Below are 23779 nucleotides of genomic sequence, written 5' to 3' on the forward strand. Positions count from 1 at the left end.
ACTTCGCATAGGAAAGGAGCCTGTCATTTGTCAGAAAGTTCATTGAGAGGTGGAGATGTTTCCTGGCAGATGTACCTGGATGTGTTTACGACGCCAGCTCCATGACTCATCCTGCTTGGCCCCAACAAGGAATCGTTTTATGCCAACCCTGCATCTGTTGTGCGGCAAGATCGCCTCCGGCAAGTCCACGCTCGCCAAAACCCTGGCTGCCGAGCACGCGGCCATTGTGCTCAGCGAAGACCACTGCTGCCGCGCCCGCCTGAATGAGCGTAACGTCCGGGGTGAGCATGACTTTGCCGCGACCGACGCCGAGTTCGACCTGCTCACTCGCCGCTTCTGCGTGCCGAGTGAAGAAGAAGGGCTGGTGATCAAGGTGCATCGGCCATGAGCACCCAACAACCTGCGGGTATCGATGCCGACGGCTTTATCCTCACCGTCGCCGATGCGCCTATACAACCCGAATTCAAGCCCGTGCTGGTGGATATCTGCGCCACCCTGTCCCAGCCCGCGTTGGGGCTGCACGGGATTTACCTGTATGGCAGCGTCGCACGGGGCCAGGCCGAGGTCGGGATTTGCGACTTGGATCTCACGCTGATACTGATCGAACCACCGGATGCGCCCGTGCTTGAGCAATTGGAGGCGGCTCGAATCGCCTTGGAGCAACGGCATCGGCAAGTCACCAAGATCGATTTCGACATCGGTCATCGTGCTCAAGTCTTGGCACATGAAAACCGAAACAGTTGGGGCTTCTGGCTCAAACATCATTGCCGTTGTGTCTGGGGCGAAGACCTGTCACAGCACTTCGAAGCGTTTCGCCCGTCCCGGGCTATCGCCTTGGCGGTCAATGGTGATTTCGAGCAGGCGCTCACCGGCTACCTGGTGCGCATCGAACAGGCCAGCACTGAACACATACGCCATCGCTTGCAGCGGGAAGCTTCGCGGGCCTTGATCCGCGCCACCCATACCCTGCGCCCGAAAGAAGCACGGATGTGGCCGCATACGCTGGAAGAATACGTCGCGCTATTCGTAGAGCATTACCCCTCGATGCGCGTACACATTGCCTATTTCCTGTTTGAAGCACGCAACCCAAGCGCCGAGTGCGAGACGTTCAGCACGCGATTGCGCGCATTTTTAAGTTGGATGGTTTCAGCGGCTGGAGACAGGAATCAATCGAATGCGTGAGCGCCCGCAATCGTCTAACTCTTTTCAGGATTGAAAAAGCGCTCGGGTCGGCAAGGCGCCAGGGCAGGGGACGTTATGCTCTCCATGATCTCTTCACTGACCAACTGCCCCACGATGGCCGCAAGTGTCACGCCTGGATGCATCACGCAGACATACACACCGTTGGCACTCGGCAACTCGCCAATGATCGGCAGGCCATCGACGGGGATGGGCCTGAGCCCGACGCACGCCAGTTGTGGCTGGATGGAAGTGACGCCCTCAAGCTCACCGGCAATGGCCAGGGCGGTGCGGCGGGCGATGGCGGCGGGCTGATGTTCCGGGGCGTTGCCAAGGTAGTCTTCGGCTGACAGCCAAATACCCTCTGCACTTTCGCGTACTTCCATTTCAGGGTTGGAAATGAGCGTGTGCACAATCCCGGGCGGGGCGCTGTAGCGGATGAAAATCGCTGGCGAGGCGTCTATCGGCAAGGGCAAACCCAGCAGGCTTGTCAGTGCTGCCGTGCCCGTTCCGGCTGCGAGCACCACCCTGTCGGCATGGATGACGCCCCGGCGGGTTTCAACGCCGGTGACCTGCGAACCCTGCCTGCTGAAGCCCAGCACTGGGTTGTGTGTCAGCAGCCTGGCACCGAGGGCCTGGGCGGCGGCTATTAACGCATGGGTGGTTTGTACAGCGTCCAGTGAGCCTTCTTCGGCTTTGAATTGAGCGAATTCAGGCGGGTTTTTCAACTGCGGCTCAAGTGCCTGGATACGCTCACGAGTGATCCGTGAGTTCGCCCTGGGTTGAATGTTTGGGCCGTAACACAGGGCGCCCGTCCAGCGTATCTTCACGTCGGGCAACTCATGTTCCAGGCGGTGATACGCGTCAATCGCAGCACTGCGCAATGAGGCGATGGGGTCGGGTGCGTCGCAGGTAGTGTTTATCCAGGCAAACGAAGTAGCCGTGACCCCGCAAGCAACGTCACCGGCATCGACCACCGTCACCTTCGCACCCTTGCCGGCCAGGTGATAGGCCAGTGAAGCCCCGACGATACCGGCGCCAATGACCACAATGCGCTTGCCCTGATTCATGTCCGCCCTCTCTGTTAACAATGGGTGAGGATTTCACCGCTTTGGAGCACCCTGGCATAGTCCATCGCGAGGTTACTGAGCGATAACGCGTGCACGTCTTCGGCGAGCCACAGGCGTCCCGACAAGTCGGTTTGATCGAAAGTAAAACAGGCATCCGCCGCCACGATTACGTCGAACCCCAAGTTGCCCCCAGAGCGTGCGGTGGCCTCCACTGAGTTATTAGTGATGACGCCTACGATCACCAGTTGTTTGATCGAGCGCATGTGCAGCCAGCGTTCCAGGCCCGTGGCGATGAAGGCATCCGGTACATTTTTTTCCACCACATGCTCGTGACCCAGGGGTTGCAGCGTGTCCTGGAATTCACAGCCTGGTTGGCCTGGCCAGAACACCGAGCCGGGAGAGCGGGAGATATGCCGCACATGGACGATCGGGCGTTGCGCCTGTCGCCAGGCATTGAGCAACTGTTGTATGCGCAGTTCGGCGTCTGGGTTGTTGCGGCGGCCCAGGGCGGGATCGGCCATGCCTCTCTGCATATCAATGATCACCAGTGCAGCGTTCGTCGATATCGGTTCCATGGCCTATCCTTTTTGTGGTGGGTTAAAAAAAATATTTCAGCCTGAGCCCTAGCTTAAATCGTGCTCTACCCAAAGAGTAGAGAGGTGTTCGTCATTATTTTGCAGAAGATAAAAAATTACTAAAAAGTGTCATAGATGTCGGCAAACATTTTACCCAATAAATATTTATTGTGCTGGGTGCGATCAAATCTGAGCTGCGACGCCTCGCTAAATTGCAATCCAATTTGAGTATTGACCTTTGCTTCCTCGTAATTAACTTTAGCCACAAAAAAATCAACAGCCTCCATCAGAAGAAGCTCGTATCTCTCGTTGACAATGAAGGTCCTCAGTGAGTTTTGGGATTTGACACAGCGGGTGGGGGCTATCGCTGCCAATTTTACATTTTGAAGGTTGAGCGAAATGTCATCGAGAAGTCCTGAAGGGTCCCCCGTGCTAAAAAGCTGGAACGTGATAACCTCATGATCGAATAAAGGATTTAGGTGAGGTGTTTGGTAAAAATTTTCCTCGCCCTTGAGGCTAGAGTTACAAGTCGCACAGCTTGGTACAAGGTTGTACAGCGTTAACGCGAGATGAGGATATTGATCTTTTAAGAAAAAATGGTCTAGTGTAGGGCGAAAGGCTCCACGCTTACATTCTATAGTAAAGGCGTAGGCATGATTGCAGTAAGGGCAGATTCTGGTTTTGGATTTTTTGCATAGAGCATAAGCGTTCCACGCTCCATGCTTGCTGATGAATTTGTCATAGTTGAATATTTTCTTCAGCTCTGTGAGAAGTCGCTTTTTTTGCGTTCCTAGGCGTCGAGTGTGAGTGTTAAGGATTGTTATGCTGCTGGAAATATCTGATAGCGTATGCGAGATAATCAGTTTTCTCGCTTCGCGAACAAAGTAATACGCAGGCGTTTTTGGTCCGCAAATACTATATTGTGAGTGAAGAAAATTGTGAATTATTTTTTTCAGGTAGATTGTATGTTCGACTTCGGCATCCACCCAGTTCTGATTGATTGATACTATCAATTTTTTTCCTTGGTGTATTCGGAGATGCGCAAAATCTCGGTTTTTATAATAGGGTTGTCGATGCTCTCAACGATGAATCTATCTAGGATAGAATCTTGACCTTCCCTTATGGCTTCGATCGCACACCTAATTTTGGTGGATGCAAATTCTCCTATCGTTTTGGCACCGAATGATTGATTTAGCAGTGTGTGCAACGGCGCTGCGAATGCGCTAGGTGTAACACTTTCGTCGAAAGACTCCATTCGACAGATGAATTGTTTAGGGATGTCGGTGGCCAATAAGGGTGAGTGGGTAGCAATGATAAGTTGGAGGGAGCTAATGTGCTTTTGTTTTTTTAAATCGGACAATAGTGAGTTGAGCTGGCTTATATATCGACGCTGCCACTCCAGGTGCAAGAAAGCATCACCTTCGTCAATGAGTATCAGTAGTTTATCGATTCCTTTTTTTGCGTAAGTGTTGATGGCTTCAGAGAGCAATGCAAGTTGCGCTATAACTGCAAATTGCCCGGAGCTCATATTTTGAAAGCCGACGTCGAAAAAAAGATCAATGCCCGAACTTTTCAAGGAAGAGGCATCTTCAGTAAGCGCCAGGACAACCTCGGCATACGCTTTACTACCCAGTTTTATATGCGCGGCGCGACGGGTTAGAAATTTTTCGATTGCGTCTACTTCTTGATACAGGCGATCTGCTTTTTCTGGGCGAGCCCCAATAAACCATGCGTCTCGTATACCGATGGCTTCGAAGACGACATGCTGAAATATACGGTCGGGTGTTTGAGTGGTCAGGTGATGTTCCAGTACTGCGAAAAAAGCAAATAATGACTCTTCACTTTTCGCATGTTGCTGTAATTCCCGATAGAGTATCGCTGCTGAATCTTCAATTATTCGCTTCTTGATGACGCCCTCTTCAGCGGGCTCACCATCCTTCTCTTCCATCGAGAACGACGAAAACTCCAAGCTCATGACTGGTTTCGGGCTGCGCAAGTGGTCGAAATAGGTGAAGAGGTCTGGAAATAGCTCGGCGAGCTTTATCGGCACATCATTCAGTGCGTTTTTGACCAGTAATAAATCAATAAGGTTTTTACAAGTGTTTCTTATGTTAATGGTTCTGCTGGCATAAATTTTAGGAGATATATCAAATGCACTGAGAATTTGTGTATAAGGACGAAGATCAAACGCTGAAATTGATTCTCCCCACTTAGGTGACACGTCAACAAAATTTCTGCTGGTGTGTACACGGCGCCCGTGTTGGACTGGGGAGTAGTAGATTGCGCCCCATCTGTTTCGCATCTCTGCAAATGTTAATTCTTTTTTTGAGTCGAGTACGACATCACAGAAGTATCTTCCAAATCGTGAGGAGGGTAAAAATTTATCGATTATTTTTTTGAAGATGGTCGTTTTTCCTGAACCGTTATTTCCGATAATTAAAGAGATTGAATCTATGTCGAAGATATTTGGTGTTCCGTCTTTTTCAAGGTTCAGGTTAATGACTCGATCATCTACTTCAATTTTACTTATCATGATTTTATTCGGATATCTGAATTATGGCATTATGCCATGCGTTGCTCCGTGGTGAAACGGCGCCAGTCGCGCGGCAAACAACGCCACGTTCCTATTGGCGTGATGCCCAAGGTAGGCTGCAATTTCCGACGCGCGCTTTCCTGTGGCAGTAACGCTGGTGCGCTATCGTGCGTTGCCTTAGGGGGGAGCAGGGAACGACGAAGGCGAGGGGGTGGCCGTTACCACCGATCGGCAACCCACACGCAAAACCCTGAGACTTCCCGGCGAAACGCTTCATAATGGCCGCCAATTTGTTTAGCTCGTTATTCTGGTGTGCCCGCATGGAAATTAAGGTCAACTTTCTCGACAACCTTCGGCTTGAAGCCAAGTTCGATGACTTCACGGTCATTGCCGACCAGCCCATCCGCTACAAGGGCGATGGGTCGGCGCCGGGGCCATTCGATTACTTCCTGGCTTCGTCGGCGTTGTGTGCGGCGTACTTTGTGAAGTTGTACTGCCAGACGCGCAATATTCCCACGGAGAATATTCGCCTGTCGCAGAACAACATCGTCGACCCGGAAAACCGCTACAACCAGATTTTCAAGATCCAGGTCGAGCTGCCGGCGGACATCTCGGACAAGGACCGTCAGGGCATCCTGCGTTCCATCGACCGTTGCACCGTGAAGAAAGTGGTGCAGGCCGGGCCGGAGTTCGTGATTGAGCAGGTGGAAAATCTCGACGCCGACGCCCAGGCGTTGTTGATGCCCAATTCCACGTCCGAGGCGGGCACCTACATTGCTGGCAAGGACCTACCGCTGGAGCAGACCATCGCCAACATGTCCGGCATCCTCGCCGGGCTGGGCATGAAGATCGAGATCGCCTCGTGGCGCAATATCGTGCCCAATGTCTGGTCGCTGCATGTGCGCGATGCGCATTCGCCGATGTGCTTTACCAACGGCAAGGGCGCGACGAAGGAGGGCGCACTGGCGTCGGCGCTGGGCGAGTTTATCGAGCGGCTCAACTGCAATTTCTTCTACAACGACCAGTTCTGGGGCGAAGAGCTGGCCAATGCGCCGTTCGTGCATTATCCGGATGAGCGCTGGTTTCAGCCGGGCCCGGACGATGAGCTGCCGAGTGAAATCCTCGATGCCTACTGCCTGAAGATCTACAACCGCGAGGGCGAGTTGCGCGGTTCGCACCTGTTCGACACCAACTCGGGCAATGAAGCCCGAGGCATTGTCTCGCTGCCGTTCGTGCGCCAGTCCGATGGTGAAGTGGTGTATTTCCCGTCCAACCTGATCGAAAACCTCTACCTGAGCAACGGCATGAGCGCCGGCAACACCCTGGCCGAAGCCCAGGTGCAGTGCCTGTCGGAGATTTTCGAGCGGGCGGTAAAGCGCGAAATCATCGAAGGCGAATTCGCCCTGCCGGATGTACCCGCCGAGGTGTTGGCTAAATACCCTGGCATCCTCGCCGGTATTGAGGGGCTGGAGGCCCAGGGCTTCCCGGTGCTGGTCAAGGATGCGTCCCTGGGCGGTGAATTCCCGGTGATGTGCGTGACCTTGATGAACCCGCGCACCGGTGGCGTGTTTGCCTCCTTCGGTGCGCACCCGAACCTGGAAGTGGCGCTGGAACGCAGCCTCACCGAGCTGCTGCAAGGCCGCAGCTTCGAAGGCTTGAACGACCTGCCGCAGCCGACCTTCGAAGGCCAGGCGGTGACCGAGCCGAACAATTTCGTCGAGCACTTTATCGACTCCAGCGGCGTAGTGTCGTGGCGCTTCTTCAGCGCCCAGTCGGATTACGAGTTTGTCGAGTGGGACTTCTCCGGCCACGGCGAAGACTCCAACGCCCAGGAGGCCGCGACACTGTTCGGTATCCTCGAAGGCATGGGCAAGGAGTGCTACATGGCGGTGTACGAACACCTGGGCGCCACCGCCTGCCGCATCCTGGTGCCGGACTATTCGGAAATCTACCCGGTGGACGACCTGATCTGGGATAACACCAACAAGGCGCTGTTCTTCCGCGAAGACATCCTCAACCTGCATCGCCTCAACGAGGACGAGCTGCAAGCCTTGGTCGAACGCCTGATTGAAAGCGAGCTGGACGACTACACCGACATCACCACCCTGATCGGCATCGAGTTCGACGACAACACCGCGTGGGGCCAGTTGACCATCCTTGAGCTGAAGCTGCTGATATTCCTGGCCCTCAAGCAGTATGAAGAAGCCAAGGAATGCGTGGAGATGTTCCTGCAGTACAACGACAACACCGTCGAGCGCGGCCTGTTTTACCAGGCGATGAACGCGGTGCTGGAGATGGAGCTGGATGACGACCTGGAGCTGGCCGACTACGAGGCCAACTTCCGGCGCATGTTCGGCAATGAGCGCATGGACGCGGTGATCGGCTCGGTGGACGGCAGTGTGCGGTTCTACGGGTTGACGCCGACCAGCATGAAGCTCGAAGGGCTGGACCGGCATCTGCGCTTGATCGACAGCTACAAGAAGCTGCACAGTGCACGAGCCAACATCACCCAAGGCTGATTACGCAGTTGATTTAATGTGGGAGGGGGCTTGCTCCCGATAGCGGTGTATCAGTCAACAAATACAGTGACTGACACCCTGCTATCGGGAGCAAGCCCCCTCCCACATTTTGCTCGATATTTGACGTTAGATGTGTGCCAAGGCTTGGGCTAAATCCGCTCGCAAATCCTCCACATCCTCAACCCCCACCGACAACCGCACCAGCCCATCACCAATCCCCAACTGCGCCCGCGTGGCCGCCGGGATGCTCGCGTGCGTCATGATCGCGGGGTGTTCGATCAGGCTTTCCACACCACCCAGGCTCTCGGCCAGGGCGAAGATCCTGACGTTCTCCAGAAAGCGCCTGGCACCGGCCAGGTCACTGTTCAAATCCACCGAAATCATCCCGCCAAAACCGCGCATTTGCTGCTTGGCCAGCGCGTGCTGTGGATGGGATTTCAGGCCGGGGTAGTACACCCGCGCCACTTGCGGTTGCTGTTCCAGCCAGGTGGCCAGCTCCAGGGCATTGCTGCAATGGCGCTCCATGCGCAGCGCCAGGGTTTTCACGCCGCGCAGCGTCAGGAACGCATCGAACGGCCCGGCAATGGCACCGACCGAGTTTTGCAGGAAGCCCAGGCGTTCGGCCAGGTCCGGATTGTCACCGACAATGGCGATACCGCCGATCACATCGGAATGCCCGTTCAGATACTTGGTAGTGGAGTGCACCACGATATCGAAACCCAGTTCCAGCGGCCGCTGGATCCACGGGCTGGCGAAGGTGTTGTCGGCCACGCAGATAATTCCGCGGGCACGGCAGATGCGTGCGACGGCGCGCAGGTCGGTGAGGCTCAGCAGCGGGTTGCTCGGGGTCTCGACCCAGACCATGCGCGTGTCGTCCTGCAACGACGCTTCAAAGGCCGACAAGTCGCTCAGGTCGATATAGCTGAAACGGTGCCCAGCGCTGCGTTGGCGCACCTTGTCGAACAGCCGGAAGGTGCCGCCATACAGGTCATTGCCCGAAACGATATGCGCACCGGCATCGAGCAATTCGAGCACGGTGGAAATCGCCGCCAGCCCCGACGCAAATGCAAAGGCCTGGCTGCCGCCTTCAAGGTCGGCCACGCAGCGCTCCAGGGCAAAACGCGTGGGGTTGTGGGAGCGGCCGTAGTCGAAGCCCTTGTGCACACCGGGGCTGTCTTGCAGGTAAGTGGAGTTGGCGTAGATCGGCGGCATCAGCGCGCCCGTGGTCGGGTCGGGTGACTGCCCGGCGTGGATCACACGGGTGGCAAACGCGCTTTTATCGGGCTGACTCATGCAAGGGATCTCCGTAGGTGATTAAGCAGGTCGACGCGGGTGATCAGGCCATGGAAGCCCGAGGCGTCGGCAATAATGGCGACCAGGCCGCGATCCAGTTCTGCCTGCAGTTCGGCCAGGCTGGCGCTGGTGGGCAGGGTGTGCAAGGTGTCGGTCATGGCGCTGGCGACGGTCATGGAAAAGTCCGCCGCGTCATGGTGCAGGCCCAGCAGAATGTCCGATTCGTCGATCACGCCTGCCAATTGTTGGCCGTCTACCAGCACCGGCAGTTGCGACACATCCGCCAGGCGCATGCGTTGGAACGCAGTGAGCAGGGTGTCGTCGGGGCTCACGCTGATCACACGGCCGTCTTCGAAGCGGCGGGCGATCAGGTCGCGCAGGTCGCCGTAATGTTTGTACTGCAGCAGGCCGGCGTCGTTCATCCATTGGTCGTTGTAAACCTTCGATAAATAACGCGTGCCGGTGTCGCACACAAAGGTCACCACGCGCTTGGGCTCGGTTTGCTCGCGGCAGTAGCGCAGGGCAGCGGCGAGCAGGGTGCCGGTGGACGAGCCGCCGAGAATGCCTTCGGCCTTGAGCAATTGGCGGGCGTGGTCGAAGCTCTCTTCATCGCTGATGGAGTAGGCGTGGCGCACGCTGGACAGATCGGCAATCGACGGGATGAAGTCTTCGCCGATGCCTTCCACGGCCCAGGAGCCAGGCGTTTCAAGTTGCCGGCTGCGGCTGTATTCGGCCATGACTGAACCCACCGGGTCGGCCAGTACCATCGTGAGATCGGGCTGCACACGCTTGAAAAAACGCGTCAAGCCGGTGAGGGTGCCGGCCGAGCCGACGCCGACCACAATCGCGTCGACATCATGTTGGGTCTGCGCCCAGATCTCCGGCGCGGTGCTGGTTTCGTGGGCCAGCGGGTTGGCCGGATTGTTGAACTGATCAGCAAAGAACGAGCCCGGAATATCCTTGGCCAGCCGTGCCGCCACGTCCTGGTAATACTCCGGGTGGCCCTTGCCCACATCGGAGCGGGTGATATGTACTTCGGCGCCCATGGCCTTCAGGTGCAGCACTTTTTCCGTGGACATCTTGTCGGGCACTACCAGCACCACCCGATACCCCTTGGCCCGGCCTACCAGCGCCAGGCCCAGGCCGGTATTACCGGCGGTGGCTTCGATGATGGTACCCCCAGGACGCAAGCGCCCATCACGCTCGGCGGAGTCGATCATGGCCAAGCCGATGCGATCCTTGATGGAGCCGCCAGGGTTTTGCGATTCAAGCTTTAGAAACAGCGTGCAAGGGCCGGTATCGAAGCGGCTGACCTTGACCAGCGGCGTGTTACCGATCAGTTCAAGTACGGCAGGGCGGGAAAGGGTAGGCATGTCGTCACCTGGTTACGGGATGGGCACAGGGTGGGGGACAGCAAATCACAGCATGGCTTGAAACATAGGCCGGTATCGCCCGGGTCGCAACCGGGCGGTCCGATGCATGACTTTTTTTGGCGCATGGGGGAGGGCGCGCAATTCAGGATTGCGCTGAAGATCAAAGGTGGGAGTTGGCTTGTCGGATTGCCGACCCATACCTACCTGACGCCACGCGATCCAAATGTGGGAGCTGGCTTGCCTGCGATGGCGGCGGTGCTGTCGGCATTTATGTTGCCTGACCCACCGCCATCGCGGCCTCGCTAAGGCTCGAGCGCTCCCACAGTTCAGTTCCCGGCAATGGCGGCTTTGATGGTAGCGATGTCGATCTTGGTCATTTTCATCATCGCCTCAAACGCACGCTTGGCGACGGCAGGATCTTTGCTGGTGACCGCATCGACCAACACCCGTGGCGAGATCTGCCACGACAACCCCCACTTGTCCTTGCACCAGCCGCAGGCGCTTGCCTGCCCACCATTGTTGACGATGGCATTCCACAAGCGATCGGTTTCTTCCTGGTCATCCGTAGACACCTGAAAGGAAAACGCCTCACTGTGCTTGAACATCTGGCCGCCATTGAGGCCGACGCAGGGGATACCCAGCACGGTGAATTCCACGGTCAACACTTCGCCCTGCTTGCCGGCCGGGTAGTCGCCAGGCGCATGGTGAACGTTCCCCACTTTACTGTCGGGAAAGGTGTTGGCGTAGAAGGTCGCCGCCTCCAGGGCATCGTTGTTGTACCAGAGGCAGATCGTATTTTTGTTGTTCATCGCAAGGCTCCTCGGGTTGGAAGGTGCGTGAAGTCTAGACGATAACCGCGGGCGTTCCGCCCCGTTCAGAACCGCTCATCCAGGATCGCCGGCAAGGTAATGTCCTTGACGAAACTGGCCGGCGACAAGTTCAGCGTCATGCGCACCACTTGCACCACGTCATGGACAGGAATCGACTGGCCTTGGGGCTTTCCAGCCTGCTGTTCAGGCTTGCACGGCTTCCCGGCAAGTGCGTAAACCCGCACGCCGCGAGCGCCAGGCCAAACCCAGCACCATCAGCAAGCCCAGGCCTGCCATGATTGCACCGGCCAGGGAAATGGCCGGGTAGCCCAGACCGGCGTTGATCACCGCGCCACCCAGCGCCGCACCAATCGCATTGCCAAAATTGAACGCGCCGATGTTCATCGCCGACGCCAGGTTAGGCGCATCCTTGGCGGCCTCCATCACACGCATCTGCAACGGCGGTACCAGCGCAAAACTGGCGGCACCCCATAGCAGGATCGACACGGCGGCAGGCAGCGGCCATTGCATCAGTACCGAGAAGGCCAGCAGCACGGCAATCAACACCACCAGCGAGGTGATCAAGGTACGGTCCACCGAGCGGTCGGCCGACTTGCCGCCCCACACGTTGCCCAGGGTCAGCCCGATCCCGAACAGCACAAGCATCCCGGTGACGAAGTTGGTCGAGGCGTGGGTGACGTTGCGCAGAATCGGCGCGATGTAAGTGAACACCGTGAACATCGCACTGGAGCCCACCACGGTCAGCGCCAACGCGGCCAGCACCGGCCCGCGGCCCAATACGCGGATTTCCGCCATCAGGCTGCCGCCTTTAGGCGCGGGTGCATTCGGCAGCGCCCACCACAGCGCCGCCATCACCACCGCACCGAGGCCGCTGATCCCCCAGAACGCCGTGCGCCAACCAAAGTTCTCGCCAAACCAGGTCGCCAGCGGCACGCCGCCGATGGTCGCCAAGGTCAGCCCGAGAAACATCGCCGCGACCGCTCCCGCGCGTTTCTCCGGCGCTACCACGCTGGCTGCCACAATCGAACCAATGCCGAAAAACGCCCCGTGGTTCAGCGACGTCACCAGCCTTGCGATCATCAAGGTCTGGTAGTTGGTGGCCAGCGCCGACAATAAATTGCCCAGGGTAAAAATCGCCATCAGCCCGATCAGCAAATAACGACGCGGCACTCTCGCCGTGGCGAGGGTCATGATCGGCGCGCCGATCAGCACGCCCATGGCATAGGCACTCACCAGCAGCCCGGCGGCTGGAATGGATACGCCAAGATCGGCGGCAATACCGGGCAACATGCCCATGGGCGCAAACTCCGTGACCCCGATGCCGAAGGCACCGATGGACAAGGCTACAAGGGGTGGATTGATACGCATGGTTGACTCCTCATCTGTGTGCCGAATGCTACAATCCAGCCTTTTCAAGCAGTAGCCCTTGCTCGGGAACTACAGCTTTGCGCAGGAGGCACAAATGGACATCAGCGGTCGGTCAGGAGAGATGGAAGTGTTCGCCATGGTCGCCGAGCAGGGCAGCCTGTCGGGCGCGGCGCGAGCCCTGGGGCTGACGCCATCGTCCATCAGCCGCATCATCACCCGCACCGAAAAGCGCATCGGCACCCGACTGCTGCTGCGCACCACTCGCGCCATCACCTTCACCGCCGAAGGCGAAGCCTACCTGCGCGGCGCCCGGCGCATCCTCGCAGACATGGCCGAAGTCGAAGACGCCATCACCGACCAGGGCACCCCACGCGGCCGCCTGCGAGTCAGCGCCGCCCTGGCCCATGGCCGCATGACTATCGTCCCGCTGATCGCCGCCTTCAGCGCCCGCTATCCGGCCATCGTCGTCGACCTGATGCTCGGCGATGAGGTGGTGGACATACTCGGCGGCCAGGCCGACGTCGCCATCCGCTTCGGCCCCCTTGCCGACAGCCCCCTGACTGCTCGTCCTATCGGCTCCACCGGGCAGGTGATCGTCGCCTCACCGGACTACCTGGCAAAACATGGCACCCCGGTGTTGCCGCAGGATCTACTCCGGCACAACTGCCTACGCTTCAACTTCCGCCGAGCGGCGCCGGATTGGCCGTTTCGGATGGATGGTTGCGAGTTTTCGTTGAAGGTGGCGGGGACGATTGAGGGAAATAGTGGCGAGGCATTGGCACAGTTGGCAAAGCTGGGGGCAGGGATTGCGCGGATTGGGGCGTTTAGTGTGGTGGAGGAGGTGAAGCGGGGGGAGTTGGTGGTGTTGCTGGAGGACTTTAACCCGGGGGATGTGGAGCCGATTCATGCGGTGTTTGTAGGGGGAGGGGCGATGCCGGCGCGGGTGAGGGCGTTTGTGGATTTTTTGGTGGAGCGGCATGGGGTTTGATGAGGTGCGGGTTTAGATCTGGATTTGTTGGGAGGAGGGGGATCGGCGGATTTCGGCCAAAAGCTGTCGGTGGCCACAGGCAGAACTTGACCCAAAGCAGCCTGTCGCAAGTGAGCGTTGCCGACCAATAGCTGACATTCTAGACAGGCGCCAAATGGCCGATTGCTATCTATCAGCCGAGCATCCGCTCCCCGTCTTGGCGGGACCGGGATACAGGCTCGATAGTCCGGAGAATTCTCAAGGTTAGAGTCCAGACTGCTGCGGCACCTCAGAGCGTCCACGCTGCCACGAAGAAAAGGTTTACGTAGCCCCTTCGCTTTGAGTCCTTTCCAGGTGGTTTACGAGTAGCCACCATAGATGTTCAGAGGCGGGGTGTAGTCGGCGATCTGAGCTACGCAGAATATGACACTGTGATTCCCTCGCGATCGGGTGATCAAGTGGTATAGCTATAAGCTTTGAATTCCCGGCTTGTTGCCCAAGTGATTGAGCTGTCATAAAACCTACCCCAAGACCGGCTTGGCATAAAGCTATCGCAACTGACTGCTGGTTACAGCGATATGCAGGGGTGAACGCCACGTTTTCGGACTCGAACATCTTATTGATATAGCGTTGTATGCCGTACGTATTTGTCAGCGCTATGAGCCTATGGTGTGCCAGCTCGCTTATGGGAATGCTAGTGAAGTCTCTTAATGGATGATCATTGGGAACGATGGCGCACATGGGGCCTCTGGTAAAACTGCGTCGTTGAAGAGACACGTTTTCGATAGGGCCAAAGGATAAAGCCATGTCTACTTCCCCACGTACGAGCATCATCAGCGTAGTGCTCATGTCGCCTGAACTGATGTCTACAAAGACGTCCGGGTAGACCTTGGAGAACTCACGCAACTCGTTGCCCACAAAGTTTGCAACCATGCCCGGCCCGATACGAAGGTTTACCGTCCCGCCCCGCATGTATCGAAGGTCATTCAAGTGCTTGGTTAGCGCCTCTCGGCGTTCTTGAGTTTCCGAGAAATGATCCGAAAGAAGCTTGCCGGCCTCCGTCAGCACCACGTTTCGTCCACGACGTTCAAGTAGCGGTAGATGCAAGCTGCGTTCGAGGAGCGCAACCTGACGGCTGATAACGGAGGGATTGACGTTCAGCACGTCGGCTGCCTTGCGAATACCTCCTTGAAGCCCAACCTCGTGGAGATAGCCCAGACGCTTTTCTTGGAGTTCGTTGTCCATTTCTCAGCCCTACGGCGGCAGCCAACTGTTGACCTGAGGGCAACAATTTAGTGGCGCGCTTCTTATTTTTCAAGCCATGGAGGCATTCCATACTCAGGCTTCATTAACGCATGACAGGCCAAAAACATGAGTATCGTACAAGAGTACCTCCACCGGCATTCCGACAGTCTTCTCGCCGATTTAAGGACGCTTGTCAGTGCTGAGTCACCCTCTACAGATAAACGGGCGGTTGATGCCTGCGGTGAAGTGCTTCAGGAAATCATGATGCGGCGTATTGACGCTACCGCAGAGGTCGTTCCACGTGACGAATACGGAAACCATCTCGTTTTCACGGCCGGTCAAGGTTCAAGGCGCACGGCAATCCTAGGGCACTTTGACACTGTCTGGGATATTGGGCGTCTGCCAATAAAGGTGGAGGACGGCAAGCTATACGGCCCAGGCGTTTTGGACATGAAGGCCGGGCTTGTTCAGGCCATTTGGGCGACCAAGGCCCTGATTGATCTCGACTTGCTCAAGGACCGGGAGATCCGCTTTTTATGCTCAAGCGATGAAGAACTCGGCAGTCCGAGTTCTCGGGAGTGGATTGAAAGTGAAGCGATATTGTGTGAGCAGGTACTCGTTGTCGAACCGGCTACCTCACATACCCATGCACTCAAGACCGAACGTAAAGGAACAGGGCGTTTCGATATCAAGATCAAAGGTCGTGCGGCCCACGCCGGCAACAATCCGGAGGAAGGGGTAAGTGCAGTACATGAGATGGCCGAGCAGATACTGTTTCTGCATGGCTTGAATGCCCCTGAGTTAGGAACAACACTGAATGTGGGAATCGCGAAGGGTGGCCAGCGGACGAATGTTGTTGCAGACAGCGCTGAGTTGAATGTCGATTTACGCGTTAGCAGTGAGTCGGAGGCTCGGCGTATCGAATCGTTGGTTAAAGAAATGAAGCCATACTTGGTCGGTGCGCAGATTTCTGTAACTGGCGGCCTGGTTCGGCCACCACTTGAATATACGCCTACAAACCAGGCGCTTTTTGCTGTTGCTCAAGAGGCAGCAAACGCTCTTGGTATTCAAATTGAAGGTGCCTCGGTGGGCGGGGGAAGTGATGGAAACTTTACCTCCGCAGTCGGCGTACCCACCCTGGATGGACTTGGAGCCACCGGTGTCGGGCCGCATGCAATTCATGAACACATCATTATCTCAGACTTGCCAGTACGGGCTGCACTTCTCGCCGAGCTGATCCAGAGACTTTGAATCTACCAGGATAACTCGAGGAAAAGGCTATGATAAATACAAAAACGGCCATTGAGGAAACAAGCAACGCCTCAAAGCGCACAAAGCAAGAAACCAAGAGCCCCTATGTTTTTCTTTTCATAATCTTGGTGGTTGCCGCTATTGCAACCTGGGTAGTTCCAGCGGGAGTGTTTGATCGTGAAATGCGTGATGGCATTTCATTTGTCATCTCGGGAAGTCTTCATCCGGTTGCCCAAAATGGCGTTCATCCGCTAGGAGTTTTTACCGCGATAGCCACAGGCTTGCAAAGCTCAGCACCGATCATTTTCCTGATACTGTTTACGGGCGGCGCTTTGGCTGTACTTGAGAGCACCGGTGCTATTCATCAAGCTTTAAATGGAATAGCAAACAGTACAAAACTTAATGATTATTTGATAATTATTATATTTGGATTGATCTTTGGGGTGCTTGGTACAACGGGAGTTGTGGTCAATGCGGTTGTTGCTTTCGTCCCGATTGGTCTGCTGGTGGCTAAATCCCTGGGTTTGAATCCCATCTTTGGGATATCACTGGTTTACCTGACGTGTGCCTCTGGTTACAATGTGGCGCTTACCAACCCAGTGACAACCGGGCTTACCCAGAGGCTTGCACAACTACCGCTGTTTTCCGGTTTTGGGTTGCGCGGGATCACTTCAGGTCTTTTTATCCTGACCTGTATTGTTTTTTTGACGATTTATATGCGGGCTTGTCGAAAAAACGGAGAAAAGCGTCCTGTAGTTATCGAGGTGTCCCGTCAAGAATCGAAGGCGACAACCCGCCACTGGATTATTCTGGCTTTCGCATCCATTTCCTTAGTGACCTTCATTTATGGTTCCATGACCATGAAATGGGGTGAAGTTGAAATGACAGCCATGTTTGTATTGATGGCTATTGTTGCAGGAATGATTGGAAAGCTTTCGGCGTCTGAAATAGCCAATAGCTTTCTTGGTGGTTGTTCCCGAATTGTATCTGGAGCACTCATTGTTGGCATGGCACGTGCGATATCGATCGTCTTGGATAATGGCAAAATCCTTGACCCCATTGTCGGGTGCCTGGCTGATTTATTAGCCCCGCTACATCCAGCAATGGCAGCAATAGGGATGTATTTTAGTGCGGCTCTGATGCATTTTGCGATCTCTTCCGGCTCTGGTGAATCGGCGTTGCTTATACCGATCTATGTCCCTATCGGCGACATGATCGGGTTGACGCGGCAAGTGGTTGTCCATGCTGTCTTGTTCGGTGAGGGAATCGTTAACTGTATAAATCCGACATCCGGAGTATTGATGGGAGTTCTTGCTGTGGCAGGAGTACCCTTCGGTAAGTGGGTGAAATTTGTCGCACCACTGGTTGCTGTTTGGATGGTGATCTGCGTGGTCGTACTGATCATCGCCGTGGAAATAAAGTGGGGGCCGTATTAAGTATTTCCAGTTATCCTCTATTTGCTTCGTAGTGGATGGGGGAGCTTTTGTGTTTGTTGATCTAATTAAAATAAGAAGAGCAGGAGTACTGTAAGTGGTCGAAAAAGCAATCGCTACGACTTTTGTGCTGAACAGCATTATGTTGAGTGCTCAGGCTTATGCCGACTTCCTGAGTGACGGAACAGCCACATTGGAAATGAAAAATTTCTACTTCAACAATGACAATCGCAATGGAACTGCTACACCTTCGAAAACCGAAGAGTGGGCGCAAGGTTTCATGCTCGATTACAAATCGGGATACACTGATGGCAGGCTCTGGCGCTTGCCGAGGATGCGGGCGAGGGTAGATTTGCCGATACTGGCATTTCCCAGAACTACAATCCGTTGGCAGACTTCCTGTCGCGAACAAAGTTGGTAATTGTGCAGGCTTTGGGTGTCCCAGTCAAAGACTGATGGGGGGCGACCGCATCTCGGGAATAAATGATGTATTGCTACTGTGCATCCTCAAGATGAGAGCGAGTGTCTCCCCTTACTAGTCTGTATTGAACGTCCGCTTCTGGCCGTTTACGGCCCGTGAGAAATAACCAGTTTCTCCTCCACGCGCTGGCCTGCCTTGCTCCAGCGCACGGAGCCCTTTCTAGCTAACCGTTGTAGAGTGCGCTTCTACCTCCGAAGCCTGCTCCCGCAATCGACGCGCGATAACATCCATCAGATCACACCCATCCCGCAACGGTATCGCCAGTAGTTGAGCAAAATCCGAAAGCACCACGCAGTCAGCCTCCACTTCACCCCGAAAAGCGATGTTTTCCAATACTTGAGTCACGGTGCGAATGCGATAGTCAGCCATCGCTTGCAGCACATCGAGCGGTGCTTGCGAGTCAATGAGCAGGGACGCTGGAACCCGATCGATTCCAGTAAGAGGGATATATCTTTCCATTTTTGAAACTCCGATAAATGCAATGATTTACCGATAATCAGGTCGCCAAACCTGATCGCCACATGGGCGACCGGGAAACTATAAGCGTCGTTGCAGCCGACGATCAACGCAAAGGTTGTAACCGGCACGGATGGACTGAGGCTCGAACGCCGCTCACTCCACTTTTTCGCTGCAGTCTGCTCCCGACTAGCCTCATTCCCTTCTTGATATTTCCCCACACCATCACGCTTTTTAAGCTTGCTGAAACGTTTCATCGAGTTTATAAATCGCATACAACTCCAAGAAAGGCGACCGCCATGACCCCGCTAAAACTCCTCGTTGCCCTCAGCGCATTTTCCGCTGCCTCCCATGCCATGGCCTGGGATTACGTATTACTCGACACCGAAAAAGCCGCCCAGAACTGGCAAATCACCAGCCAGCAGCTCGGCGTGCAAACCGACAAGCCCTTCAGCGTTACCCTGCGCACCTTGCACGGCGGTCGGCAGGAGGGGGTGAGCATCGTGGATATCGATAACGGCACGATGAAGCTTTCGGTGGTGCCGACTCGCGGTATGAACGTGTTGCAGGCTTCGGTCGGCGATGTGCGGATGGGTTGGGATTCGCCGGTCAAGGAAGTGGTCAATCCGTCGTTCGTCGAGCTCAATGGCCGCGGTGGACTGGGCTGGCTGGAAGGTTTCAACGAGCTGGTCACCCGCTGCGGCTACGAGTGGGTCGGCCACCCTGGCATGGACAACGGCGAACTGCTGACCCTGCACGGGCGGGCCGCCAATATTCCTGCGAATAAAGTCACGCTGCATATCGATGAAAAACCACCGTATGCCATCACCTTGCGCGGCGAGCTGAAAGAGCAGGCGTTCAAGAAGGTCGACTTCTCTGTCGCGACCGAACTGGTCACTCAACCCGGCAGTGTGGTGTTTGCCCTCAATGACACCCTGACCAACAACGGCGACTATCCGAAGGAATACCAGGCGTTGTATCACAGTAACTTCAGCACCCCGTTCCTGGAGCAGGGCGCGCGGTTTGTCGCGCCGGTGAAGCAGGTGTCGCCGTTCAATGACAAGGCCAAGGGCGAATTGGCCGACTGGCAAACCTATCGCGCACCGACCAAAGACTATGACGAAACAGTCTACAACGTGGTGCCATATGCCGATGCCAAGGGCGATACCTTGACCGTGCTGCATAACAAGGCCGGCAGCCTGGGCGTTTCGGTTGGCTTCAATACACAGACACTGCCGGTGTTTTCCCTCTGGAAAAACACCGACACCCAAGGCCAGGGCTATGTCACGGGGCTGGAGCCGGGGACGAGTTTTTCCTACAACCGTCGTTATCAGCGGCCACTGAATCTGGTGCCGACAATCGGGCCGAAGGAACACAAGCAGTTCCGCATCAGCTACAGCCTGTTGGCGGACAAGGCCGCTGTTGATAAGGCTTTGAAGCAGGTCAGCGAAATTCAGGATGGGCGTGAGACTGAGGTGCGGCAGACGCCGTTGGTTGATTTGACCAAGGAATGACGCCGCCTGGAGCATCATTGCGATGTTATTGATGTTGAGCACCCACGCTTATGCGGGGTGCGGCAACATTAACGACGGAGTGAAGCCGTCAGCCGACGATCAATCTGGCGTTGTCCGGCCAATCGAACGTCCAATGCTCGCAAGAAATATCCGGGTGTCCCGATTGGACCGCAGATGAACCACACGGCAGGCGGGTGGGGCAGCCTCCACGAGTTGTTGCATCTTTACTCGTGCTGACTCTTTGGTCTGCCACATGAATCTAAAAAACTCCGGCAGGTTCGCCAGTCGTTCGGGGCAGTTCTCCGGCAAGTCAGGCCGAGTCTGACCGCGTTTGAGCAGCGTCCTGAGCAATACGCGCCAGAATCGGAGCGTCGCCGAACGGTCAATCCATATCAACAGATCTGCGCGGGCCAGCCGGTTGTCCCAAGTGGTTGAATGGCCTCCTTCGAATATCCAGCGTTCACGGGCCTCGACCTCAAGGCAAAGCTGCGTCTTCGCGTCGCGGCTGCGTTCGATCCACCCTGGCTGCCAGTGGATAGTGTCGATATGAACGACCGGCAAACCCGTGCACTGACCAAGCTTGCGCGCCAAGGTGCTTTTGCCTGACCCAGGTTGACCCACAATCATCACCCGTCGCATCTAAGCTCCTTCTCGCTGTGCGCGCTGAATTTTTGGGGTGGCGATTCTACGTCAATGCCTGTCTGCGTCAACGTGCTCACGCAAACCCAAGAGCGCCACCTTTTATCCAGGCACCCCGTGCCAACGTTGGCGGCCTTCGCGAGCAAGCTCGCTCCTACAGTGGTTGGGTTACGCCCTGCGCGCCGTTAACAACACTGCCGCCGCCGCTGACAACAGCCCCGCGCAGCAACGATTGAAGATGCGCTTGCCCCTTGGCTCGGCAAACCAGCGGCGCATATGCAGGCCCATGTAGGCGTAGGCGCTGATGGCGATCCATTCCAGGGCCAGGAACATCGCGCCCAGCAGGGCGAACTGTGCGGTGATGGGTTGGTCAGGTACCACGAACTGCGGCAGGAAAGCGGTGAAGATCAGGATGGCTTTCGGGTTGCCCGCCGCCACCAGAAACTCCTGCCGTGCCAGGGCCCATAAGCCGACCTGGTGAGCGGCTGTTTGTGACTCTGTCTGTGGTTGCGCACGCCATAGCTGATACGCCAGATAAAACAGGTACGCCGCGCCAAGTATCTTGATCCCGTAAAACAACAACTCCGACGTTTGCAGCACCACCGCCAACCCGGCGGAGGCGAGGGCGATCATGCCGGCAAAGGCCAGCAACCGACCGAGACCTGCGAGGCAGGAGGTGCGGTAGCCGTAACGGGTGGCGTTGCTTACCGACAGCAGGTTGTTGGGGCCAGGCGCCATGTTCAGGGCGAAGCAGGCAGGCAAGAAGAGGGCGAGGGTGGCGAGGTCCATGGCGGCTCCGGGTTTGGTCGGACGAGAGCGTTGAGGATAGGGGCAGTCGGCAGGGACAGCAATGAGGCTGGCAGTGCATCTGCGTGCCGGAGCGCAGGATCTTTATTTCGTCCCCGGCGAAACTGATTTCGTCATAAGCCCGCAGTCATACTGCGAAGACAAGATTCAGTGCACGAGGGAAGGAGCACGCATGATTCGCAGAGGATTACCCACCGACGCAAACGCCATTGCCCAAGTGCATATCAGCAGTTGGCAAGAGGCGTATCGCGACCTGATGCCCACCGACTACTTGAACGGGTTGCAGGCCACCCTGGTTCAGCGCGAAGCCTATTGGCGTCGCTCGATAGCCGCGGGCGAACCTGGTGTATGGGTCGCAGAGGTGGACCAGCAGATTGTCGGGTGGATAGCCGTTGGCGCCAGCCGTGACGAAGAGGCCGCCGGGGCAAATGCAGGGGAGGTTATGGCCATCTATGTTCTGACCAGGTATTGGCAAACGGGCGTCGGGCTGGCGCTGTGGAACGCGGGCTTGCAGGCGTTGGTTCAGCAGGGGTATGACTGCCTGACGCTTTGGGTCCTGGCCCGCAATGAACGGGCCATGCGCTTTTATCGCAGGGTCGGTTGTGTCGAGGACGCAGGCAGCGAACTCAAGATTGAGAGGGGCGGCGTCACACTGGTGGAGGTGCGGTACAGGTTGTCCTTTACCTGAGTTTTTGTTCCAAACAACCGATCAGCCAGTTGCCGGCCTCGCTCCAGCCCTTGCGTCGTCAACCAAATCGACTTGTTCTTGTTGACCGGGTTCAGAATATAACCATGCCGGTCAGTTAAACGTAGATCTCCTGTGGGAGCGGGCTTGCTCGCGAAAGCGGTGGGTCAGTCAACACCAATGTTTACTGGGCCGACGTCTTCGCGGGCAAGCCCGCTCCCACATTTGATCTGCGCTGCTTTGAGCATTTCGTTCGCTTAACTGACTGGTATTAGGGCTTGCCCCTTCCCATCGGTTCAGGGTCGCGCCGAAGCTGTGTTGATACCTAGGCTATCGAATTGAGGGGAAGCCGCACATGAAACACCGTGCCGTGTTCGGTATCAGAGCTGACCTCAATCGATCCGCCATGGGAAGCGACGATTTCCGAGGCGATGAACAGGCCCAGGCCCAAGCCCTCTGTGGGGCCGTGATTGACGGCAGTACGCTGAGAGAAGCGGCCCATGGGGTTGAAGATGAACGGCAGCACATCCTCAGGTATCGCCTCTCCACTGTTGTGCACGGAAAATACCGCGAAATCTTCCTGTAACTCCAACTCGACCTGGATAGGCCGCGTGGTGTCGCCATGCTGCACGGCGTTGCTGACGATGTTCGAGAACACCTGCTCCATTCGGGCGCCGTCGAACTGGCCCGACGCCTGGGTCTTCGAATCGAACAGGATGATCGCTTCAGGATGAAACGTGCGGATTTCTTCAACGACACGCTGGCAAAGCGGTGAGAGGTCTATATCGGCCGTTCTGACCGGAATGCCCGGCCCCATCTGGCAGCGGGTCAGGTCGAGCAAGTCGCCGACGATCTTGCTCGCTCGGCGCACACTGGTGTAGATCTGATTGGCCACTTTGTTCGCCTTGGGGCCTGCATCCTGGGAGCGCCGCAGCACGTCGGCACCCAGCAGGATCGCGCCGAGCGGCGTGCGCAGGTCGTGGCCGAGGATGCCCAGAAACACGTTGCGCGATGCCTCGACCGCGCGCGAATAGCTGGCGATGGACTCGGCGAGGGCCTGGTCAATGGCCTCGTGGAAACGGGTCATGTCGTCAACGTTGATCGGCGTGCCGTCCTTGATCTGGCGCATCCACTGGCTGACCACGCTGGTGCGCAGGGCGCGGTATTCCGACACCATCTGATCGATAGTGAAGCCGGCCATCAACCGCGTGATGGCGTGGATTTCTGCCGCGGTCTCCTGCTCCTCCGCGGGGGCCAGGCCCTGGGCCTTGGCGATTTGCTCTTGGCGGGTCTGTTTGGTTCGCAGGTCGCTGACGATGGCTCGCAACATCTGCTCGGCATGGTCGCGCAGCGCCACGCTGTCGAGGTCCTCGCCCGGGGTGTCGAGGGTTCTGGCGAAATCTTCCCAGGCTTGCAGAATCGGTTCGAGGTGCTCAAGGATGAAATCGGCCAGGCGCATGTCTGTAATCCTGAAGGGTAGGGCACAAGAGCGAGGCGGCGCAGATGCAGGGAAATTCCCGGCAGTGTAGGAGGTTGTTCGCAGCTTTAAAAGCGCGGCCGG

The 23779-nt window shown here is 56.5% G+C and carries 22 protein-coding genes and 2 pseudogenes; 9 read left to right on the forward strand and 15 right to left on the reverse strand.

From position 1 onward, the window contains the following. Positions 1-139: 139 nt before the first annotated feature. Positions 140-388, forward strand: a complete 249-nt coding sequence (locus E4O97_RS03765) for an AAA family ATPase (RefSeq protein WP_228308429.1) — start codon at positions 140-142, stop codon at positions 386-388. Continuing rightward, positions 385-1182, forward strand: coding sequence for a DNA polymerase III subunit beta (locus E4O97_RS03770; protein ID WP_078821254.1), 798 nt, complete (start codon positions 385-387; stop codon positions 1180-1182). The genes E4O97_RS03765 and E4O97_RS03770 overlap by 4 nt, the downstream gene beginning before the upstream one ends. A gap of 14 nt (positions 1183-1196) precedes the next feature. On the opposite strand, the gene E4O97_RS03775 is transcribed toward E4O97_RS03770, so the two are convergent. The 4 genes from E4O97_RS03775 to E4O97_RS03790 form a co-directional block, all read right to left on the reverse strand. Next, the gene (locus E4O97_RS03775) at positions 1197-2249 is read right to left on the reverse strand and encodes an FAD-binding oxidoreductase (protein WP_248160859.1); all 1053 of its coding nucleotides are present in this window, start codon (positions 2247-2249) and stop codon (positions 1197-1199) included. Positions 2250-2263: 14 nt separating this feature from the next. Then, positions 2264-2824 (reverse strand): cysteine hydrolase family protein, encoded by a 561-nt coding sequence (locus E4O97_RS03780; protein ID WP_032880893.1) that lies wholly within the window; start codon positions 2822-2824, stop codon positions 2264-2266. A 119-nt stretch (positions 2825-2943) separates the two neighbouring features. Continuing rightward, positions 2944-3837 (reverse strand): hypothetical protein, encoded by an 894-nt coding sequence (locus tag E4O97_RS03785; RefSeq protein ID WP_248160860.1) that lies wholly within the window; start codon positions 3835-3837, stop codon positions 2944-2946. Further along, entirely contained in the window at positions 3834-5357 is a 1524-nt protein-coding gene (locus E4O97_RS03790; RefSeq protein ID WP_248160861.1) for an AAA family ATPase, read from the reverse strand. The genes E4O97_RS03785 and E4O97_RS03790 overlap by 4 nt, the downstream gene beginning before the upstream one ends. Before the next feature lie 320 nt (positions 5358-5677). Here E4O97_RS03790 and E4O97_RS03795 point away from each other — a divergent pair, with 320 nt between their 5' ends. After that, positions 5678-7876 (forward strand): OsmC domain/YcaO domain-containing protein, encoded by a 2199-nt coding sequence (locus tag E4O97_RS03795; protein WP_248160862.1) that lies wholly within the window; start codon positions 5678-5680, stop codon positions 7874-7876. A gap of 126 nt (positions 7877-8002) precedes the next feature. Here the strand turns inward: E4O97_RS03795 and E4O97_RS03800 are convergent, their stop codons facing one another. From E4O97_RS03800 to E4O97_RS03820, 5 genes and pseudogenes are all read right to left on the reverse strand, one after another. Next, positions 8003-9169 carry a cystathionine gamma-synthase gene (locus tag E4O97_RS03800; protein ID WP_032880897.1) on the reverse strand — a complete coding sequence of 389 codons (1167 nt, stop codon included), beginning with the start codon at positions 9167-9169 and terminating at the stop codon, positions 8003-8005. Continuing rightward, positions 9166-10542 (reverse strand): cystathionine beta-synthase, encoded by a 1377-nt coding sequence (locus E4O97_RS03805; RefSeq protein ID WP_248160863.1) that lies wholly within the window; start codon positions 10540-10542, stop codon positions 9166-9168. The genes E4O97_RS03800 and E4O97_RS03805 overlap by 4 nt, the downstream gene beginning before the upstream one ends. A gap of 326 nt (positions 10543-10868) precedes the next feature. Continuing rightward, positions 10869-11351: a VOC family protein gene (locus E4O97_RS03810; protein WP_078821259.1), complete on the reverse strand. Its 483-nt coding sequence runs from the start codon at positions 11349-11351 to the stop codon at positions 10869-10871. 65 nt (positions 11352-11416) lie between these two features. After that, positions 11417-11548, reverse strand: a pseudogene (locus tag E4O97_RS03815) (SDR family NAD(P)-dependent oxidoreductase); the annotation flags it as partial. Positions 11549-11555: 7 nt separating this feature from the next. After that, positions 11556-12740: an MFS transporter gene (locus E4O97_RS03820; RefSeq protein ID WP_078821260.1), complete on the reverse strand. Its 1185-nt coding sequence runs from the start codon at positions 12738-12740 to the stop codon at positions 11556-11558. Positions 12741-12834: 94 nt separating this feature from the next. Between E4O97_RS03820 and E4O97_RS03825 the strand changes: the two genes are divergently transcribed. Beyond that, positions 12835-13728 carry a LysR family transcriptional regulator gene (locus E4O97_RS03825; RefSeq protein ID WP_078821261.1) on the forward strand — a complete coding sequence of 298 codons (894 nt, stop codon included), beginning with the start codon at positions 12835-12837 and terminating at the stop codon, positions 13726-13728. A 300-nt stretch (positions 13729-14028) separates the two neighbouring features. On the opposite strand, the gene E4O97_RS03830 is transcribed toward E4O97_RS03825, so the two are convergent. Then, positions 14029-14952: a LysR family transcriptional regulator gene (locus E4O97_RS03830; protein ID WP_078821262.1), complete on the reverse strand. Its 924-nt coding sequence runs from the start codon at positions 14950-14952 to the stop codon at positions 14029-14031. A gap of 126 nt (positions 14953-15078) precedes the next feature. Between E4O97_RS03830 and E4O97_RS03835 the strand changes: the two genes are divergently transcribed. From E4O97_RS03835 to E4O97_RS03845, 3 genes and pseudogenes are all read left to right on the forward strand, one after another. Next, entirely contained in the window at positions 15079-16203 is a 1125-nt protein-coding gene (locus E4O97_RS03835; protein WP_248160864.1) for a M20 family metallopeptidase, read from the forward strand. Positions 16204-16232: 29 nt separating this feature from the next. Beyond that, positions 16233-17639: a YfcC family protein gene (locus E4O97_RS03840; protein ID WP_216091505.1), complete on the forward strand. Its 1407-nt coding sequence runs from the start codon at positions 16233-16235 to the stop codon at positions 17637-17639. A gap of 139 nt (positions 17640-17778) precedes the next feature. Then, a pseudogene (locus E4O97_RS03845) lies at positions 17779-17949 on the forward strand (OprD family outer membrane porin); the annotation flags it as partial. A 327-nt stretch (positions 17950-18276) separates the two neighbouring features. Here the strand turns inward: E4O97_RS03845 and E4O97_RS03850 are convergent. Both E4O97_RS03850 and E4O97_RS03855 read right to left on the reverse strand, forming a co-directional pair. Further along, the gene (locus tag E4O97_RS03850; protein ID WP_078821265.1) at positions 18277-18576 is read right to left on the reverse strand and encodes a hypothetical protein; all 300 of its coding nucleotides are present in this window, start codon (positions 18574-18576) and stop codon (positions 18277-18279) included. Continuing rightward, positions 18459-18830: a hypothetical protein gene (locus E4O97_RS03855; protein ID WP_248160873.1), complete on the reverse strand. Its 372-nt coding sequence runs from the start codon at positions 18828-18830 to the stop codon at positions 18459-18461. Before E4O97_RS03855 ends, E4O97_RS03850 begins: the two co-directional genes overlap by 118 nt. A 42-nt stretch (positions 18831-18872) precedes the next feature. On the opposite strand from E4O97_RS03855, the gene E4O97_RS03860 reads away from it, so the two are divergent. Beyond that, positions 18873-20087 carry an aldose 1-epimerase family protein gene (locus E4O97_RS03860; protein ID WP_248160865.1) on the forward strand — a complete coding sequence of 405 codons (1215 nt, stop codon included), beginning with the start codon at positions 18873-18875 and terminating at the stop codon, positions 20085-20087. Between the two features lie 99 nt (positions 20088-20186). Here the strand turns inward: E4O97_RS03860 and E4O97_RS03865 are convergent, their stop codons facing one another. Both E4O97_RS03865 and E4O97_RS03870 read right to left on the reverse strand, forming a co-directional pair. After that, on the reverse strand, positions 20187-20726 hold the full coding sequence (locus E4O97_RS03865; protein WP_078821267.1) for an AAA family ATPase: 540 nt from the start codon (positions 20724-20726) through the stop codon (positions 20187-20189). A gap of 168 nt (positions 20727-20894) precedes the next feature. Then, a complete protein-coding gene (locus E4O97_RS03870; protein WP_078821268.1) occupies positions 20895-21515 on the reverse strand; it encodes a LysE family translocator in 621 nt (206 codons plus the stop codon). 190 nt (positions 21516-21705) lie between these two features. Between E4O97_RS03870 and E4O97_RS03875 the strand changes: the two genes are divergently transcribed. After that, positions 21706-22221: a GNAT family N-acetyltransferase gene (locus E4O97_RS03875; RefSeq protein ID WP_078821269.1), complete on the forward strand. Its 516-nt coding sequence runs from the start codon at positions 21706-21708 to the stop codon at positions 22219-22221. Positions 22222-22543: 322 nt separating this feature from the next. Here the strand turns inward: E4O97_RS03875 and E4O97_RS03880 are convergent, their stop codons facing one another. Beyond that, positions 22544-23677 (reverse strand): sensor histidine kinase, encoded by a 1134-nt coding sequence (locus tag E4O97_RS03880; protein WP_032880919.1) that lies wholly within the window; start codon positions 23675-23677, stop codon positions 22544-22546. Positions 23678-23779 lie beyond the last annotated feature (102 nt).

The sequence above is a fragment of the Pseudomonas sp. W15Feb34 genome, assembly GCF_023127765.1.
Classification (GTDB): domain Bacteria; phylum Pseudomonadota; class Gammaproteobacteria; order Pseudomonadales; family Pseudomonadaceae; genus Aquipseudomonas; species Aquipseudomonas synxantha_A.